The sequence below is a fragment of the Niallia laureatilytica genome (assembly GCF_046613985.1).
Lineage (GTDB): Bacteria > Bacillota > Bacilli > Bacillales > Cytobacillaceae > Niallia.
In genome coordinates this window covers 23766-41530 of record NZ_JBKKHP010000022.1, presented here as the reverse complement: position 1 = coordinate 41530, position 17765 = coordinate 23766, and the positions used below count along the sequence as shown (strand labels likewise).

The 17765-nt window shown below is 39.3% G+C and carries 14 protein-coding genes and 2 tRNA genes; 13 read left to right on the top strand and 3 right to left on the bottom strand.

All coding sequences use genetic code 11. The features are described 5' to 3' along the window. Positions 1-6 precede the first annotated feature (6 nt). Both ACLIJJ_RS26030 and ACLIJJ_RS26025 read left to right on the top strand, forming a co-directional pair. Positions 7-97: transfer RNA gene (locus tag ACLIJJ_RS26030), tRNA-Ser, on the top strand. Positions 98-100: 3 nt separating this feature from the next. Further along, a tRNA-Glu gene (locus ACLIJJ_RS26025) sits at positions 101-172 on the top strand. A 150-nt stretch (positions 173-322) separates the two neighbouring features. On the opposite strand, the gene ACLIJJ_RS26020 is transcribed toward ACLIJJ_RS26025, so the two are convergent. After that, positions 323-535 carry a hypothetical protein gene (locus ACLIJJ_RS26020; RefSeq protein ID WP_233317568.1) on the bottom strand — a complete coding sequence of 71 codons (213 nt, stop codon included), beginning with the start codon at positions 533-535 and terminating at the stop codon, positions 323-325. A 315-nt stretch (positions 536-850) separates the two neighbouring features. Here ACLIJJ_RS26020 and glgB point away from each other — a divergent pair, with 315 nt between their 5' ends. Genes glgB through ACLIJJ_RS25995 form a run of 5 tightly spaced genes read left to right on the top strand, consistent with a single transcriptional unit; the run spans position 851 to position 8783 of the window. Further along, positions 851-2791 (top strand): 1,4-alpha-glucan branching protein GlgB, encoded by a 1941-nt coding sequence (gene glgB / locus ACLIJJ_RS26015; RefSeq protein ID WP_411411916.1) that lies wholly within the window; start codon positions 851-853, stop codon positions 2789-2791. Next, the gene (locus ACLIJJ_RS26010; RefSeq protein WP_233317572.1) at positions 2739-3884 is read left to right on the top strand and encodes a glucose-1-phosphate adenylyltransferase; all 1146 of its coding nucleotides are present in this window, start codon (positions 2739-2741) and stop codon (positions 3882-3884) included. The genes glgB and ACLIJJ_RS26010 overlap by 53 nt, the downstream gene beginning before the upstream one ends. 30 nt (positions 3885-3914) lie before the next feature. Beyond that, positions 3915-4943 (top strand): GlgC family sugar phosphate nucleotidyltransferase, encoded by a 1029-nt coding sequence (locus tag ACLIJJ_RS26005; RefSeq protein ID WP_233317574.1) that lies wholly within the window; start codon positions 3915-3917, stop codon positions 4941-4943. Next, a complete protein-coding gene (gene glgA / locus ACLIJJ_RS26000; RefSeq protein WP_411411915.1) occupies positions 4940-6391 on the top strand; it encodes a glycogen synthase GlgA in 1452 nt (483 codons plus the stop codon). The genes ACLIJJ_RS26005 and glgA overlap by 4 nt, the downstream gene beginning before the upstream one ends. After that, on the top strand, positions 6381-8783 hold the full coding sequence (locus ACLIJJ_RS25995) for a glycogen/starch/alpha-glucan phosphorylase (protein WP_251646798.1): 2403 nt from the start codon (positions 6381-6383) through the stop codon (positions 8781-8783). The genes glgA and ACLIJJ_RS25995 overlap by 11 nt, the downstream gene beginning before the upstream one ends. Before the next feature lie 45 nt (positions 8784-8828). Here ACLIJJ_RS25995 and ACLIJJ_RS25990 read toward each other — a convergent pair whose 3' ends face one another. After that, positions 8829-9563: a TraR/DksA C4-type zinc finger protein gene (locus ACLIJJ_RS25990; RefSeq protein ID WP_237941825.1), complete on the bottom strand. Its 735-nt coding sequence runs from the start codon at positions 9561-9563 to the stop codon at positions 8829-8831. A 337-nt stretch (positions 9564-9900) separates the two neighbouring features. Here ACLIJJ_RS25990 and ACLIJJ_RS25985 point away from each other — a divergent pair, with 337 nt between their 5' ends. The 6 genes from ACLIJJ_RS25985 (at position 9901) to ACLIJJ_RS25960 (ending at position 17549) form a co-directional block, all read left to right on the top strand. Continuing rightward, a complete protein-coding gene (locus ACLIJJ_RS25985) occupies positions 9901-11277 on the top strand; it encodes an isochorismate synthase (RefSeq protein WP_411411914.1) in 1377 nt (458 codons plus the stop codon). Next, positions 11274-13016 carry a 2-succinyl-5-enolpyruvyl-6-hydroxy-3-cyclohexene-1-carboxylic-acid synthase gene (menD, locus tag ACLIJJ_RS25980; protein WP_233317584.1) on the top strand — a complete coding sequence of 581 codons (1743 nt, stop codon included), beginning with the start codon at positions 11274-11276 and terminating at the stop codon, positions 13014-13016. Before ACLIJJ_RS25985 ends, menD begins: the two co-directional genes overlap by 4 nt. Then, positions 13013-13825, top strand: a complete 813-nt coding sequence (menH, locus tag ACLIJJ_RS25975; protein WP_251646806.1) for a 2-succinyl-6-hydroxy-2,4-cyclohexadiene-1-carboxylate synthase — start codon at positions 13013-13015, stop codon at positions 13823-13825. The genes menD and menH overlap by 4 nt, the downstream gene beginning before the upstream one ends. A 42-nt stretch (positions 13826-13867) precedes the next feature. Beyond that, positions 13868-14686, top strand: a complete 819-nt coding sequence (menB, locus tag ACLIJJ_RS25970) for a 1,4-dihydroxy-2-naphthoyl-CoA synthase (protein ID WP_127736786.1) — start codon at positions 13868-13870, stop codon at positions 14684-14686. 132 nt (positions 14687-14818) lie between these two features. Continuing rightward, positions 14819-16279: an o-succinylbenzoate--CoA ligase gene (locus ACLIJJ_RS25965; RefSeq protein WP_341078241.1), complete on the top strand. Its 1461-nt coding sequence runs from the start codon at positions 14819-14821 to the stop codon at positions 16277-16279. Positions 16280-16313: 34 nt separating this feature from the next. Continuing rightward, entirely contained in the window at positions 16314-17549 is a 1236-nt protein-coding gene (locus ACLIJJ_RS25960) for an NAD(P)/FAD-dependent oxidoreductase (RefSeq protein ID WP_411411913.1), read from the top strand. 36 nt (positions 17550-17585) lie between these two features. Here the strand turns inward: ACLIJJ_RS25960 and ACLIJJ_RS25955 are convergent, their stop codons facing one another. Further along, a complete protein-coding gene (locus tag ACLIJJ_RS25955; RefSeq protein ID WP_233317593.1) occupies positions 17586-17741 on the bottom strand; it encodes a DUF1540 domain-containing protein in 156 nt (51 codons plus the stop codon). Positions 17742-17765 lie beyond the last annotated feature (24 nt).

The window sequence follows — 17765 nt, the reverse complement described above, 5'->3', positions numbered from 1 at the left end:
TTTTTTGGGGAAGTACTCAAGAGGCTGAAGAGGCGCCCCTGCTAAGGGTGTAGGTCGCGTAAGCGGCGCGAGGGTTCAAATCCCTCCTTCTCCGCCAGACGGCCCATTGGTCAAGCGGTTAAGACACCGCCCTTTCACGGCGGTAACACGGGTTCGAATCCCGTATGGGTCATACTTACAATAGAAAGAGCTGTTGGTATATTGCCAACAGCTCTTTCTATTGTTTTTTTTAGCTTATGCCTGTGGATAACTCAAAAAGATAGACTATATTTTATAAAAGTCTAGGCTTATATCAGCATAGATAGACATAAGCTATTTAGTGCTAAAAGTTACCCTTCTTTATATCTTCCTCAAGCTTGTCCCTGTCTGTCATCAGCTTTTGACCAGGATTATTCAGGTCAAAATCAGAGAACATTCCTGTATGAGGACCTCGGAAAATATCTGCGGCTAGAATCTTCTTGTCTGGTGCATCAAAATAGGGACTAGGATCTTTTTGATTTTGTTCTAAAAGATATTCTTCTTCGCTTTTACTCATCAGCAAATCCCTCCTTTATTTCTTACTTTAATATCCTTTCTTAAATGAATGTAAACTATGTTATAAAAATCCACTGCTATTTTTCGGAGAGCAAACATAAAAAGTTATTTATTGTCATAAAATTTTAAAAAAACTTAAAAAGGATTTAGATTAATGTTAATAGAATATTACATTTAAATGAATAATTTTATCCTTTTTCGAATTGCTTCCCCTTTTTAATCATATAGTTTTAAAACTAGCAAAAAAGGGAAAACGGTTTGTACAAATTATATTTTTTTTTGCAGTCGAATCAAATCAATAGTCATAGAAAGTAGGATGAATGTGGAGACAGTATTCCCAACTGAATTTCAGCAGCATTTATTTCATGAAGGCAATCTATTTGAAAGCTATCAATTGTTTGGATCTCATGTAAAGGAAGAGAACGGAGAAATTTGTACGGTATTTTGTGTGTGGGCACCGAATGCTAAGACTGTTCGTTTAGTAGGAGATTTCAATAATTGGCAAGGTGAACAGTATGACCTTCAAAGAATAAATAAAGAAGGAATATGGCATATCAGTATTTCCAAAGATTTGACCGGAGCTTTATATAAGTATGAAATCACTGGTCAGGATGGGAGGAAGCACTTGAAGGCTGATCCTTTTGCCTTTTATTCGGAAGTGAGGCCGAACACCGCATCCATCGTCTATTCATTGGAAGGTTACAAATGGAATGATGCAAGATGGATTCAAAGAAAGAAGAAAAAAAATTTTTTGAAAGAGCCGGTTTCTATTTATGAAGTACATCTAGGATCTTGGAAACTGAAAGAAGACGGATCTCTTTATACATACCGAGAATTAGCAGATGAGCTTATCCCTTATGTAATCGAGCTTGGATTTACCCATATAGAAATACTGCCAATAGTAGAACATCCTTTAGATATTTCCTGGGGATATCAAGGCACTGGGTATTACTCTGCGACGAGCAGATTTGGCGAGCCGAAGGATTTTATGTATTTTGTGGATCAATGTCATCAGAATGGGCTGGGAGTTCTGTTAGATTGGGCTCCAGGACATTTTTGCAAGGATGCTCATGGCTTATATCAATTTGACGGCTCCAGCCAATTTGACTACCCGAATGCTAATGACAGGGAAAATCTTGTATGGGGAACAGCAAACTTTGATTTAGGAAGAATGGAAGTACATAGCTTTTTAATTTCCAACGCGATCTTTTGGATGGATTATTTTCATGTTGATGGTTTTAGGGTTGATGCAGTTTCTAATATTATTTACTGGCCAAACTCTGGCGAGAATTCGCTTAACCCATTTGGAGTTGAATTCTTAAGAAAGCTAAACACAACCGTCTGTCAATATGATCCTACCGTTCTGATGTTTGCAGAGGATTCAAGCGATCTACCCCAAGTTACTGCTCCAGTACATTATGGAGGTCTAGGATTTCATTATAAATGGAATATGGGTTGGATGAATGATTTACTGTCATATATGGAAACAGACTCATCCAATAGAAAACATGAGCACAATAAAATTACTTTTTCTTTGCTCTATGCTTTTTCGGAGAATTTTGCTTTACCTCTTTCCCATGATGAAGTTGTTCATGGAAAAAAATCACTCCTAAATAAAATGCCTGGTGATTATTGGCAAAAATTTGCGCAGTTCCGTTTATTAATCGGATATATGATGACACACCCAGGAAAGAAACTATTATTTATGGGAGCGGAGCTTGCACAGTTTTCAGAGTGGAAGGATAAAGAACAGCTTGATTGGATGCTGATGGATTATGAAATGCATGAAAAGGCAAATGTATTCTTCAAAGAAGTGCTGAAGCTGTATAAACGCTCTAAACCCCTGTATGAATTGGATCATCTCCACGAAGGATTTGATTGGATTGATGCTAACAACCATGAACAATCTGTTTTCTCCTTTATTAGACAAGGAGAAAAGGAGGAAGATTTCCTAGTAGTTATCTGCAACTTTACTTATCAAACTTATGAGAATTATTTAATTGGCGTACCAAAGGCTGGCAGCTATAGAGAGATATTGAACAGCGATGATGAGAGGTTTGGAGGAGCCAACTATATAAATAAAAAAATGATAAAGGCCAATGAGACTTCGTTCCACGGAAAGCCATATTCCGTTCCAGTGACGATTCCAGCTTTTAGCATCATCATATTACGGCCTGTTCAACATCGGAAGGGGAGAAAAGAGAATGGGAAAGAAACGGTGCGTCGCAATGCTATTAGCGGGAGGAAAGGGAAGTAGACTTTACTCTTTGACAAAAAAGCTGGCAAAGCCAGCCATTCCATTCGGAGGTAAGTATCGTATTATTGATTTTACTTTGAGTAATTGCTCCAATTCAGGAATTGAAACAGTAGGTGTGCTGACACAATATCAACCTCTTGTGTTAAATTCCTATATCGGAATTGGCAGTGCCTGGGATTTGGATAGGGTAAATGGAGGTGTCACTGTGCTGCCTCCATACAGCGAATCATCAGAGGTGAAATGGTATACAGGCACAGCCAGTGCCATTTACCAAAATCAAAATTATCTCTCTCAATATGATCCAGAATATGTGCTGATTCTTTCAGGTGACCACATATACAAGATGAATTATGAATGGATGTTAGACTATCATATTCAGAAGCAGGCAGATGCTTCTATTTCTGTTATAGAGGTGCCATGGAGTGAGGCAAGCAGGTTCGGTATCATGAACACGAATGAAGAGATGGATATCATTGAGTTTGAAGAAAAACCAAAAAAGCCGAAGAACAATCTCGCTTCCATGGGCATTTACATCTTTAAGTGGAAAGTGCTGAAGGAATTGCTGGAAGAGGATGATAAAAACAGCCATTCAACCCATGACTTCGGAAAAGATATTATACCGATGCTGATTGAGAAGAAACGGAAGGTAGTCGCTTACCCATTCAAAGGCTATTGGAAGGATGTTGGTACAGTCCAAAGCTTGTGGGAAGCCAATATGGACTTGTTAGATAATTCTAGTGAACTGAATATATCAGATTATAATTGGAGAATTTACACAGTTAATCCTAACCATCCGCCCCAATATATTTCTAGTGATGCAATAGTTAAAGAGTCATTAATAAATGAAGGCTGCACGATTAGTGGCAATATTGAAAAATCCATTGTTTTTCAAGGTGTAAATGTAGGAACAGGTTCAATCGTCCGAAGCTCTGTTATTATGCCCGATGCTCGGATTGGCGAAAATACTTATATCGAAAAGGCAATCGTTCCGTCAGATATCGAGATACCGGATGGAATGGTTATTAAGCCAAAAGAAGGTAATAACGACGTTGTGCTCGTAACAGAAGAAATGGTTAGTGCGTTTATATCCTGATTAACAACAGAGACTAGGGAGGGGTTTTTAGTGTTAAGAACAATGCTAGGGGTAATTGATGCTACAACATATCAACATGATTTGGAGGAATTAATTTCGCATAGGACTCTTGCTGCCTTACCAATTGGAGGGAGATATAGGCTTATTGATTTCGTCCTTTCTAATATGGTTAATTCAGGAATAGGCAGTGTCGCTATCTTTCCAAAGTACCAATACCGATCATTAATGGATCATCTTGGATCCGGGAAAAATTGGGACTTAGACAGAAAAAGAGACGGATTATTTTTCTTTCCAGCATCCATTACGGATGGAGATAGTGAAGGAATAGGATCTTTTAATCAGTTTGCCGCAAATATGGATTATTTTTATCGAAGCAAACAGGAATATGCTTTAGTAGCAAATTGCTTTACTGTTTTTAACATGGACTTTAACCCCGTCCTAATACGCCATCTTACCTCTGGCTGTGATATCACTGAAATCACCAACAATGGAGATTCACTAGAAATATATTTAATCAAGAAATCTCTATTAATAGACTTAATCTTAACAAGAGATATTACAGGCTATACATGCATGAAGGATGTCATGCTTGACCTCAATCATGAATATAAAATCTGCCACTATGAATTCAACGGTTATGCGGAAAAAATCGACTCTATTTCTGCTTATTTTGAAGTAAGTAAAGAAATACTGCGTGCAGAAACGTGGAATCAGCTTTTCATTAAGGAAAGGCCAATCTTTACAAAGGTGAAGGATGAACCACCTACCCGCTATACGAGTACAGGAGAAGTGAAAAACTCAATGATCGCTAATGGCTGCATTATTGAAGGAGATGTAGAAAACAGCATTATTTCTAGGGCTGTGAAAATTGGCAAAGGTTCACGCCTTAAAAACTGCATCATCATGCAAAAATGCTCTATTGGGGATGATTGTGTATTAGAAAATGTAATTTTAGATAAAGATGTTATGGTAGGAAATGAAACGGTTATGACAGGCAGCAAAAATACACCATTTGTCGTTAGAAAAGGGACAGTGCAAGGAGCGTTGATGAATTCGTGAAAGTAATGTTTGCAGTATCAGAATGTGTACCATTTATCAAATCTGGAGGACTGGCTGATGTTGCCGGTTCTCTTCCGAAAGAGCTTGTGAAACAAGGAACAGAGGTAACGATCATTATGCCAAAGTATCGGGACATTCCCGAGAAGTTACTAAAAGACTTGGAGAAGGTAATGGACTTCCGTGTGCAGGTAGGGTGGAGAAATCAATACTGCGGCATCGAAAAGCTCGAGCAAGACGGCATCACTTTTTATTTTATAGACAATGAATACTACTTTAAAAGACCGGGGCTATACGGCTATTTCGATGATGGAGAAAGGTTCTCATTCTTTAACAGGGCTGTCTTAGAAAGCCTCTCCTATCTATCTTATTATCCAGATATTATCCATTGTCATGATTGGCATACGGCAATGATTCCGTTCCTGCTGAATGTGGATTATAAATGGAGACGAGAATACAGTCAGATTAAGACAGTATTTACTATACATAATCTTCAGTTCCAAGGGATTATGCCAAGAGGGGCCCTTGGAGATATGCTGAACTTAAATGATGATTACTTTACAACAGATCAGCTAGAGTTTTATGGAAATGTCAACTTTATGAAGGCCGCCTTAATTGCTTCTGACAAAATAACAACTGTCAGCCCAACCTATATGAATGAAATACAAACAGACTATTACGGAGAAAAGCTCAACCAGCTTTTACATTTAAGGCAGAGTGACTTAAATGGTATCATCAATGGAATAGACGAAGAAGTATACAATCCTGCAACAGATGATGTCATTATTCAAAAATACTCGAATACAAATATTAGTGGAAAGGTCCAAAATAAACTTGAAGTCCAAAAGCTGTTTGGATTAAAAGAGGATGCGTCCATTCCAATGATATCAATGATAACGAGGCTGACCAGCCAAAAAGGGCTTGAGTTAGTACGGCATGTCTTCCATGAAATCATGGAGGAGGATGTGCAATTTCTTGTGCTGGGCACAGGAGATGCTGAATTTGAGAATTTCTTTAGAGAAATGGAGTTCAAATATCCCGATAAATGCAAAGCATATATTGGTTTTGATGAAAGCTTGGCACATAAGATATATGCCGGTGCAGACCTGTTCCTTATGCCATCCAAGTTTGAACCATGTGGGCTAGGCCAGCTGATTGCATTGCAGTACGGGAATATCCCAATTGTCAGGGAGACAGGGGGATTAAATGACACAGTGTTTTCATACAATGAACTTACTAATAGCGGAAATGGTTTTAGTTTCACTAATTTCAATGCTCACGACATGCTCTATACTATCCGAAGAGCCCTACAATTCTTTCATGACAAAGACGTATGGAGCACTATTGTCAAAAATGCAATGACAATGGACAATAGCTGGGCACAGTCAGCATTTAAATATAACCAACTATATGCTGAGCTTATCTCAAGGAGTGAAACACATGTTTTCTAACAAAGAAAATTTTAAGACTTATTTTTTGCAAAAGCTTGAGATGACTTACGGCAAACCGTTTGAAGATTGTACCAGCAGCGATCACTTCCAGACATTAGGACATATGATCAGGGAGTATGTTAGCGGAGATTGGATTAATACAAATGAGCTTTACCGCAGAAATAAAGGAAAACAAGTGTATTACTTATCAATAGAATTCTTATTGGGCAGATTACTGCACCATAATTTAATTAACTTAGGAATTGATAAAGTAGTGGAAGAGGGGCTTTCTGAATTAGGAATCGACCTGCTAGACGTAGAAGAAATTGAATGTGATGCAGGTCTTGGCAATGGAGGGCTGGGAAGGCTTGCTGCATGCTTCCTAGATTCATTGGCAACCTTGAATCTTCCCGGCCACGGCTTTGGAATCCGTTACAAGCATGGATTATTTGAGCAGAGAATTGTCGATGGATATCAATTAGAACTGCCAGAGCAATGGTTAAAGCAAGGGCAGGTTTGGGAAGTCCGGAAAGAGGATCTAGCTGTAGATATTTCCTTTTGGGGCAATATTGATTCGTTTGAAAAGGATGGAAGACTGCAGTTTCGGCATTTAAATGCTGAAACTGTAACCGCTGTCCCTCACGATATCCCTGTTATCGGTTATAGCAGCAGTACCGTTAATACGCTGAGGCTATGGAATGCAGAGCCTGCGTCACTGCTCGCTAAGGATGTTGGGGACATCATGAAATACAAAAGAGAAACAGAAGCGATTTCAGAGTTTCTTTATCCTGATGATGCACATGATGAAGGTAAAATATTGCGCTTGAAACAGCAATATTTTTTAGTTTCTTCGAGCCTGCAGTCTATCATCAAGGATTACAAACAGCAATATAAAGACATAAAAGAGTTTCATGAGCATGTAAGCATCCATATAAATGATACACATCCTGTATTGGCAATCCCGGAATTAATGAGGATATTGCTTGATAAAGAAGGGCTTAGCTGGGAAGAGGCTTGGACCATAACAACAGGAGCTATTTCCTATACAAATCATACAACCCTTTCTGAGGCATTGGAAAAATGGCCGATTTCTATTTTTCAGCCTTTGTTGCCTAGAATCTATATGATTATTGATGAGATAAATGAACGTTTTTGCAAACAGCTATGGGAGCTATATCCAGGAGATTTCGGCCGGATTGAGAATATGGCTATCATCGCCCATGGTATGGTTAAGATGGCGCACTTAGCTTTAGTAGGAAGCCATAGTGTTAATGGCGTGGCAGAAATTCATACAGAGATTTTGAAAAAGAGGGAAATGGCTGCTTTCTATCAAATCTTCCCTGAAAAATTCAACAATAAAACAAATGGAATAACCCATAGACGCTGGCTGATTAAATCCAATCCTAAGCTTGCAGATCTTATCAGTGATACAATCGGTACAGAGTGGGTTCAAACCCCTTCGAGCCTTGAGAAGCTGTTAGAATACAAGCACGACTCTGTTTTTTTAGAGCAGCTTGACGCAGTAAAACAGGAAAATAAACGGAAATTAGCACGTATCATCAAGGAGAATAATGGAATTATAGTTGACCCGCAATCTATTTTTGATATTCAAGTAAAAAGACTGCATGCATACAAGCGGCAGTTATTGAATGTCCTGCATATCATGCATCTATATAACCGCATTAAAGAGAATCCATCCTTACCTATTACTCCTAGGACATTTGTATTTGGCGCGAAGGCTTCACCAGGCTATTATTATGCGAAGAAAATCATCAAGCTCATCAATTCAGTCGCCGATAAAATCAATCAAGATAAAGCAATTGAAGACAAGATAAAGGTTGTGTTTTTAGAGAATTACCGTGTTTCCCTTGCAGAGCATATTTTTCCTGCTGCAGATGTAAGTGAACAGATTTCTACTGCAAGCAAAGAGGCATCTGGTACCGGAAATATGAAATTTATGATAAACGGAGCTTTGACTGTTGGAACACTTGATGGTGCTAATATTGAGATGAGGGATTTAGTTGGCGATGACAATATTTTTATATTCGGCATGAATGCAGACCAAGTGCTAGAATTATATAAAAATGGAGGATACAAGTCGGCTGAATATTATCATCATGATAAGCGAATTCATCAAGTTGTTGACCAGCTGAAGAATGGCCATTTATCAACAAATCTCAATGAATTTGAACCAATTGTCGACTCCTTATTAACGGAGAATGACCAGTACTTCCTGCTAAAAGATTTTCACTCCTATGCCTGTATTCAAGATGAGGTAGACAAAGCTTATAAGAATAAACAGCAATGGCTGGAGAAATGTACAGTCAACATTGCAAAAGCGGGACATTTTTCGAGTGACCGCACAATTAAAGAATATGCGGCTGAAATTTGGAATATTAAAGCCTTAAAATAAGGGGAAGGGCGATTGTCACTTAGCTAGCTGACAATCGCTTTTTTTTTAGTTCTTATCATCTGTATAACTGTCTCTATTTTTGTAGGGAACATCACCAAATGGAGCGTCTGTTCCAGCATCATTGAGGGTATCTTCATACTCCTTCTCTTCATCTGAACGGTAAACTTCGCGCTTTTGGGCAGTTATATTACTTGCCGTAAAGGATTCATAGTCTTCTGGAAAGCCGCCGTTTTGTTCATTGTCAGAATAAAGGCTGTCATAATCTTCATAATCACCTTTTAAGTCTGCAGGGGTTTCGGATGTTCCGTAACGGGCAACTTCTTGAAAGCTATCTTGATAGTCACGGATTTCAGCAGTATCGCTGTGTCGGAAAACATTGCCGTGTGCAGGCTCTAATATGTCTTCCTCTACAGGCCGGTCCATATTTAACTCCCGGTCACTGTATTCAATTAATGTTGTGGCAGTAGGCATTGCTTCCAACCGTTCATATGGAATCTCTTTTCCGGAAACTTCACAAATACCATATGTTCCATCTTGGATCGCTTTTAAAGCAGAATTAATATTATCTAGCTCAGCTTGGTCATGCTCTTCTAACGCTAGGTCACGGCCTCGTTCAAATAATTCTGTTCCCATATCGGCCGGATGATTGTCATATGTCGATAACTCTCCGACAGAGTCTTGCATTGTTTCTTCCTCTTTACCATCTAATCTATTTGTTAATTGTTCTTTTCTATCTTCCAATTGCTTTTGTAACGATGCTAATTGTTCTTTTGTAAGCATGATCTCACATCCTTAAGTAATTAATTTATGCATGTCCCAATGTCCATACTGTACCGTTCCCGCCTTAAGCCCACTTAAAACATGTAAGTAAAAGTGCTCCATTGTGTAAAGAATAATAAACATAAAAGAAGTAGTTATTTAGCTATCCAAATATAACAAACCAGGATTCGGAAATATAGGATAACATCATTGACATAATAGGAAATGGAGGTGTATCTTAAAATAAGTCAAATTGAACATTTGTGAGCATATGAATAGATATTATCGCAGTTCAGTTCAAGGTCAGAGCTATAAACCAATATGGAATGGCTGATCTTATAGGGGGATTTACAAGGTAATGAAAGAAAGTAAAGGACTTCTGTTAGAAGGCAGTGCAGTAAAAGCGTCCACTTCTATTTTAAGAAGCAAGGTGATTAAGTTAGAGCAGAGAAGGGATTTTTTATCTTTTTATGCTCAGAATAATAAATATAAAGGAAAACGATTTTTTTGGAAAAGCCCTGATGGTACTTCCATATACGCTGGAATTGGCATTTGCAAAACAATTCAATCCAGCAAGCAAGAGCATACTTATGAAGTGATTGAAAAAAAATGGCATGAGCTACTTGAGAACAGTGAAATAAATAATCCATTTAACACTGCAGGGGTTGGCCCGGTTCTGTTCGGCGGTTTTGCGTTTGATCCTTTGAAGGAACGGACAGATTTGTGGGAAAACTTTCAAAACGCGTATTTTTACTTGCCATCCATCATGTTTAGTGAAATAGATGGCGAGCAATACCTTACAGTTAACCAGTTCGGAGATTCTGATCAAGTAAATGAGAGACTGAAAGCGTGTTTACAGAAAATGCCAAAAAGCAATGAATCTTTCTCAAGCGAAACACTGACAAATAAGCTGCTCGACTGTACAGAAATTAATGGTATTGAATGGAAGAAGATGGTAGAAGAGGTAGTTCAGGAACTGGGACAATCGTTAAAAAAGGTTGTACTGGCAAGGGAAAGCCGCTTAAGTTTTGAAAAGGTAATTTCCGTTGAATCTGTCCTCCAAAATTTATTGAACAGACAAAAAAACAGCTATGTGTTTGCATTAGAATCAGGGGAAGATTGTTTTATCGGTGCTTCACCAGAAAGACTTGTCAAAAAATCAGGTAAACAAGTCTTTTCCGTATGCTTAGCAGGATCTATTGCAAGAGGAAGCAGTGCAGAAGAAGATGAAGCACTCGGCTTAGAACTGCTGAATGACCCGAAAAACAGGATGGAGCATGATTATGTTGTGCAAATGATAAAAGGGGCGATGGAAAAGGTGTGCAGCACTTTTGATATCCCAGCAGAGCCTAGCCTCATAAAGATGAGAGATATTCAACATTTATTTACTCCAGTTACAGGAAGTTTAAAAAATTCAGCTTCTATATTTTCACTTATAGAATTATTACATCCGACACCTGCATTAGGCGGTTATCCGCAAAAGCAGGCTATTGAAAAAATCCGCGAGGCGGAATTTTTGGATAGAGGGCTTTACGGAGCTCCAATAGGCTGGATGGATTATCAAGGTAATGGCGAGTTTGCCGTGAGTATCCGCTCTGCTCTTATTCAAAACAAGGAAGCTTCATTGTTTGCGGGTTGCGGTGTAGTAAAAGATTCTGATGCGGAATCAGAGTTCAAGGAAACGGCAATAAAATTCAAACCGATGCTTTCTGCACTAGGAGGTAAGTTAGGATGAACCATCAAGAAAACTTAACTGCTTATTTACAGTCATTCGTAAATGAGCTGGTCCGAAACGGGATTAAAAATGCTGTTATTAGCCCCGGTTCTCGTTCAACGCCGATTGCTTTGTTAATGGCTGAGCATACTCATGTAAATGTCCATGTTCATGTGGATGAACGGTCTGCTGCTTTTTATGCTTTAGGGATGGCAAAAGCCTTAAAGGAGCCCACTGTTTTAGTTTGCACTTCCGGTACGGCGGCTGCAAACTATTTTCCTGCTATTGTGGAGGCAAAAATCTCAAGAATACCGCTGATTGTCTTAACGGCGGACAGACCTCATGAGCTGAGGGATGTCGGTGCACCTCAGGCAATAGATCAAATAAACTTGTATGGAAACCAAGTAAAATGGTTTATGGAAATGTCTCCGCCTGATGCAGCTCCAGAAATGCTGCGTTATGTTAAAACCGTCAGTGCAAGGGCTGTTGCCGCAGCAACAAAGGAACCTAAAGGTCCAGTCCATTTGAACCTTCCATTTCGCGAACCGCTCATCCCAGATTTTAATCAGTTAGAGAAGTATGAAGCGGATGATCCATATTTACAAATCATTAATGGGGAACTAACTGTTTCAGATGAATATGTAAAAGGACTTGCAGCAAGGCTTACAGGCTTTTCTAAAGGAATTATTGTTTGCGGAGAAATGAACGATGGGAATTTTTCGGAGGCAATATTGGAGTTAGCAAAAGCACTCGATTTCCCTATCCTCGCTGATCCATTATCACAGCTTCGATCCATGGAGGATCCCGATAATCTGATTGTCGACACATATGATGTTTTTTTACGGAACGAGGATGTAAAGCAAGCATTAGTTCCTGAGGTTATCATTCGTTTTGGAAGCATGCCTGTCAGCAAGCCCCTCACTATATATATGAGGGAATTAGAAGCTCTGCAAATAGTAGTCGACGGCGGTGCTGGTTTCAGAGATCCTAATCAGCTGACAGCTGAAATGGTTTATTGTGATGAAACAACATTCTGCAGGAAACTGATTGAACATGTCGAGCACAGTAAGGGAAACCACAGACAGCTTTGGACCAGTCTCAATGAGAAAACAAAACAAGAAATAAGTCAGGTAGCAGATATAACTGAACTAAGTGAAGCGAAGCTATTTCATTTGTTAGCAGATCTTATCCCTGACAATTCTGTATTGTTTGTAGGCAACAGTATGCCTATCAGAGATTTGGATACATTCTTTCATAAACAAGCAAAGAATATTTCTATTTATGCGAACAGAGGGGCTAATGGAATTGATGGTACTGTGTCTACAGCTCTTGGTGTGGGAGCAGCCAAAAGAAAGCCGTTGTATTTAGTGCTGGGGGATTTAACTTTCTTCCATGACATGAATGGTCTTATTGCAGCAAAGCAATTTGACGTGCCGATTACGATAATACTCATTAACAATAACGGTGGAGGAATATTCTCCTTCTTGCCCCAAGCTCAGCATCCAAAGCATTTTGAACTATTATTTGGAACACCGTTAGATTTAAATTTTGAACATCTTATTAACTTGTACGGTGGACAATACAGTGTTGTGGAGAATTGGGATCACTTACGAGCTTTATGTACGGATGCAGAGTCGAATTTTAGCATCCGATTATTTGAAATAAAGACAAATAGAGACGAAAACTTGAAGGAGCATCGTCAGATTATGGCGAAAGTTTCCCAGGAAATACAACATTTTTTGAGAGATGAAGGCAAATGAATATAGTTGTCGATAATATCTCCTACCATGTAGAAGTTTACGGTTCAGGTGAGCCATTATTGCTGCTGCATGGCTTTACAGGGGATTCTAGTACTTGGCAGCAGTTTATCCCTGTTTTTGAAAAGAACCACCAGATTATCATGATGGACATTATTGGACATGGCCAAACTGCATCACCTGATGAACAGCAGCCTTACAAGATAGAATATGCTGCTAAAGCAATCAAAAAGCTACTTGATACGTTAGAAGTTGATTCAACAAATCTTTTAGGATATTCCATGGGTGGGCGGCTTGCCCTAACATTTGCATTCATCTATCCTGACATGGTCAGAAATTTAGTGCTGGAAAGTGCGACACCTGGTCTGAAAACAGAAGAGGAAAGAAGAGAAAGACGGATAATGGATGAGCAATTAGGAAACTATATTTTAAAAGAAGGAGTTAACAAGTTTGTGAACAAATGGGAAAATATTCCCCTATTTGCCACACAGACTCGTTTAAGCAAGGACGTAAAAGAAAAAATTAGAAGCCAAAGGCTTATGAATAATCCAGTAGGTCTTGCCAACAGCCTTGAACAAATGGGGACCGGCTCTCAGCCTTCCTGGTGGGAAAGGTTAGGAGAGCTGAAGTGTCCAACATTGCTGTTAACAGGAAAGCTGGATGAAAAGTTTTGCAGGATCGCTGGTGAGATGCAAAAACAAAACGAAAACTTCGAGTGGATTAACGTGGATGATGCAGGGCATGCAATTCATGTGGAGAAACCTGAAATTTTTGGTACAATAGTAAGTGAGTTTTTGTCGAACAGCAGTTGAGGACTTCATAAAAGTTCGGCAAAATAAAAGGAGGAAATATAAATGGCAGTAGAATGGGTTGCTGTGCGCAATTACGATGAAATTATCTATGAAACATACAATGGCATTGCGAAAATTACGATTAATCGCCCGCATGTACATAATGCCTTTACACCAAAAACGGTAAATGAATTAATTGATGCTTTTGCAAGAGCAAGAGATGACAGCAGTGTTGGTGTTATTATCTTGACTGGTGCAGGAGAAAAAGCTTTCTGCTCAGGCGGAGACCAAAAAGTAAGAGGACATGGCGGCTATGTGGGAGAAGACCAGATTCCTCGTTTGAATGTTCTGGACCTGCAAAGATTAATTCGTGTAATTCCTAAACCGGTTATCGCAATGGTTAAAGGCTATGCAATCGGTGGCGGCCATGTACTGCATGTAGTCTGTGATTTAACAATCGCAGCAGACAATGCTGTATTTGGACAAACTGGACCAAACGTAGGAAGCTTTGACGCAGGTTACGGTTCTGGCTATTTAGCTCGCATTGTCGGACACAAAAAAGCAAAAGAAATCTGGTTCTTATGCAGACAATACAATGCTCAGGAAGCATTGGATATGGGGCTTGTAAACACTGTTGTTCCATTGGAGCAAGTGGAAGAAGAGACAATCAAATGGTGTGAGGAAATCCTAGAAAAGAGCCCGACTGCTTTACGTTTCTTGAAAGCGGCGTTTAACGCAGACACAGACGGACTTGCAGGGATTCAGCAATTTGCTGGAGATGCAACGCTTCTATACTACACAACGGATGAAGCAAAAGAAGGACGCGATTCCTTTAAGGAAAAACGCAAGCCTGACTTTGGCCAATTCCCACGTTTTCCTTGATTTTCAAATAACGGGATAAACCAAAAAAGGGTGACTTCTAGCATCTTTTCCACTCTATTAGTGGAGAAGATGGGGGTCACCCTGTTTTGATTGCAAAAAACAAATGCTGTTAACTAAAAAGGAGAGAATCATATGGAAGAATTGCTTCCTAATTTCCTGAAGAACCGAGCTTCTTTAACACCTGACAAAGAGGCAATTGTCTACAAAAATACTTCATTGACCTTTCAGGAGCTGTATGAAAAAGCATATTACACAGCAGGAGTATTAACTGCAAAAGGGATTACGAAAGGGGACTATGTCGCTTTTTTAGTGAAAAACGATCTTCGCACTGTAATCGCTCTTCTTTCTCTTCATTTGCTGGGAGCAAGAGCCGTGCTCTTAAACAATCGCCTTACAGCAAATGAACTGCTGTATCAAATCAAAGACTCCAAATCTCATTCTCTTATTGCAGACAATGATTTTCATACAAAGACAGAGGAATTGGTCTGTGCATTACCCTCTTTAAATGTGATGTTTAATCAAGAGCTGGAAAATGGTCCATTTCAGCAGCCTGTTGTTCAGGAAACAGTAAATTTAGCAGATACATGTACCATCATGTATACCTCTGGGACGACAGGCTTTCCTAAAGGTGTTATCCAAACATACGGAAATCATTGGTGGAGCGCTGTCGGCAATGTGTTAAATGCGGGGATGACCGAAAAGGATGTTTGGCTTTGTACTGTGCCTGTCTTCCATATTAGCGGATACTCTATATTAATAAGAAGTCTGCTATATGGAATGAAAATTGTCCTGCACGAGTCTTTTGATGAACAGCAAGTTCTGACTGATTTGCAGAAGGAAAAAATAACAATTATGTCTGTTGTGACAGCAATGCTCCAAAAAATAGAAAAGGCAGCAACGAGCCCGTTTCCAGAGTATTTCCGTTACATGCTTCTTGGAGGTGGGCCGGCATCTATTGAGTTAATTTCAAGCTGTATGAAAAAGGGAATTCCAGTGTATTACTCTTATGGCATGACTGAAACCTCTTCCCAAATTGTAACATTACCGCCTCAAGATGCTGCAAGGAAGATTGGCTCTGCAGGCAAGCCTTTGTTTCCTGCTCAGTTGAAAATCGTCGATGATGATGGAAATGAATTAGGAGCTGGAGAAGCTGGCGAAATTGTTGTATATGGTCCTAATGTGTCTAAAGGATATTTGAATAAAGGAGCTCATTCAGCTGATGGCTGGTTTCACACTGGCGATATAGGGTATAAAGATACAGAAGGCTTCCTGTATGTACTTGATCGCCGTTCAGACCTGATTATTTCTGGCGGAGAGAATATTTATCCAGCTGAATTAGAATCGGTAATTTCCTCTATAGAAGGAATTAAAGAAGCTGGGGTTGTCGGAATGGATAACCAAAAATGGGGACAAGTTCCTGCAGCCTTTATTGTATGTGAGGAAGGAACGGACTTGACTGAAAGTTATGTGTTGGAAGAATGCAGAAGGAAATTAGCTTCCTATAAGCTACCGAAAGAAATTCGTTTCATAGAAGCGCTTCCGAGGAATGCCTCAAAAAAAATTGTCAGAAAAACATTAAGAGAGTGGCTGTAATAGCCAAGACTAATATATTTTAGGGGGCTTTGTCATGGGGCTTGATTTATATCATGGAGAGCTGTATTGGCCACATACATTAAAAGATATTCCTTCCTATCCTCGTTTGGAGGAGGATGTTTTTTGTGATGTACTTATCATTGGCGGTGGAATGTCTGGAGCTATAGCAGCGAATATCTTAGCAAATGAAGATTTAGAGATTGTACTTGCAGATAAAAGGAAAATAGGGCATGGAAGTTCTGCAGCAAATACAGGACTTCTACAATACTCCAACGATATGATGCTCCATGAATTTGCTCAAACAATCGGAGAGGAAAAAGCAGTAAGATTTTACGAACTGTGTTTTGAGGCAATGAAAGATTTAAAAGACATTGCCAGTTCTCTAACAGAAGATGTTCAATTCAAAGAAAGAAAAAGTTTATATTATGCAAGCAGTCAAACAGATGCAGATAAGTTGAAAACAGAGTATGCGATGTTGAAAAAACATGGTTTTCCTGTTGAATATTTAGATGATAATCAAATGAAGGAGCGCTTCGGCTTCTCAAAGCCTGCTGCTATTCTTACAGAAGGAGATGCGGAGGTTAATCCTCAGAGGCTTGTTATTCAGCTTATTAAAGAGGCAGCTTTAAAGCAAAATGTCCGTGTATATGAACAAACTAATGTACAGGAGCAAGGCTTTAGAGATGGATATTGGCAAATTAAAGCTGACAGCGGAGCAATCATTCATGCGAAAAAAATTATTTATTCAACAGGGTATGAAGCCGCACTTCATACGGACCGGCTTGGAGCTGAATTAAATCGTTCCTTCGCAATCGCAACAAGCAGACTTGAAAACTTTGCTGGCTGGGAAGGACAGTGCATGATATGGGAGACGAAACGACCGTATTTTTATATGCGGACTACATATGATGGCAGGATTGTAGCAGGCGGTCTTGATGAAGATCCAATGGAAGCTCCGCAAGATGCTAAAGTATTAAAGAAATATGGAGAAAGACTGCTGGAGAAAATAAAGGAGCATTTCCCTGAATATGTAATGGATGTTGACTATGTTTATGGAGCTACCTTTGGCGAATCTGCAGACGGCAGACCATTTATCGGCAAGCACCCAAGCAAGGATGGTATCTTCTATTGTTTAGGATATGGGGGAAATGGCACAGTGTACAGCATGCTTGGTGCCAAAATAATCAGGGATATTATTCTTTATGGCAAGCATCCTGATGAAGAATTGGTTGCTCCAGACAGACCAGAGAAGAAGTTATATTCCAAGTAAACAAAAAAGAGAGGCAAAGTCCTCTCTTTTTTTGCGTTATTCTGTAGGCTGAAATGTTTTACAATCTGTTTCTCTGCTGTTATCAGCATGTTCACCTACATGGCTTACTACATAAATTTGATCGGCTCCACATAAATTTCCGCTTTCCCAAAAAGTACAATTTCTTACTTCACAAAGTACATCTTTTGCCAATAGAAACACTCTCCTTAGTTGGCT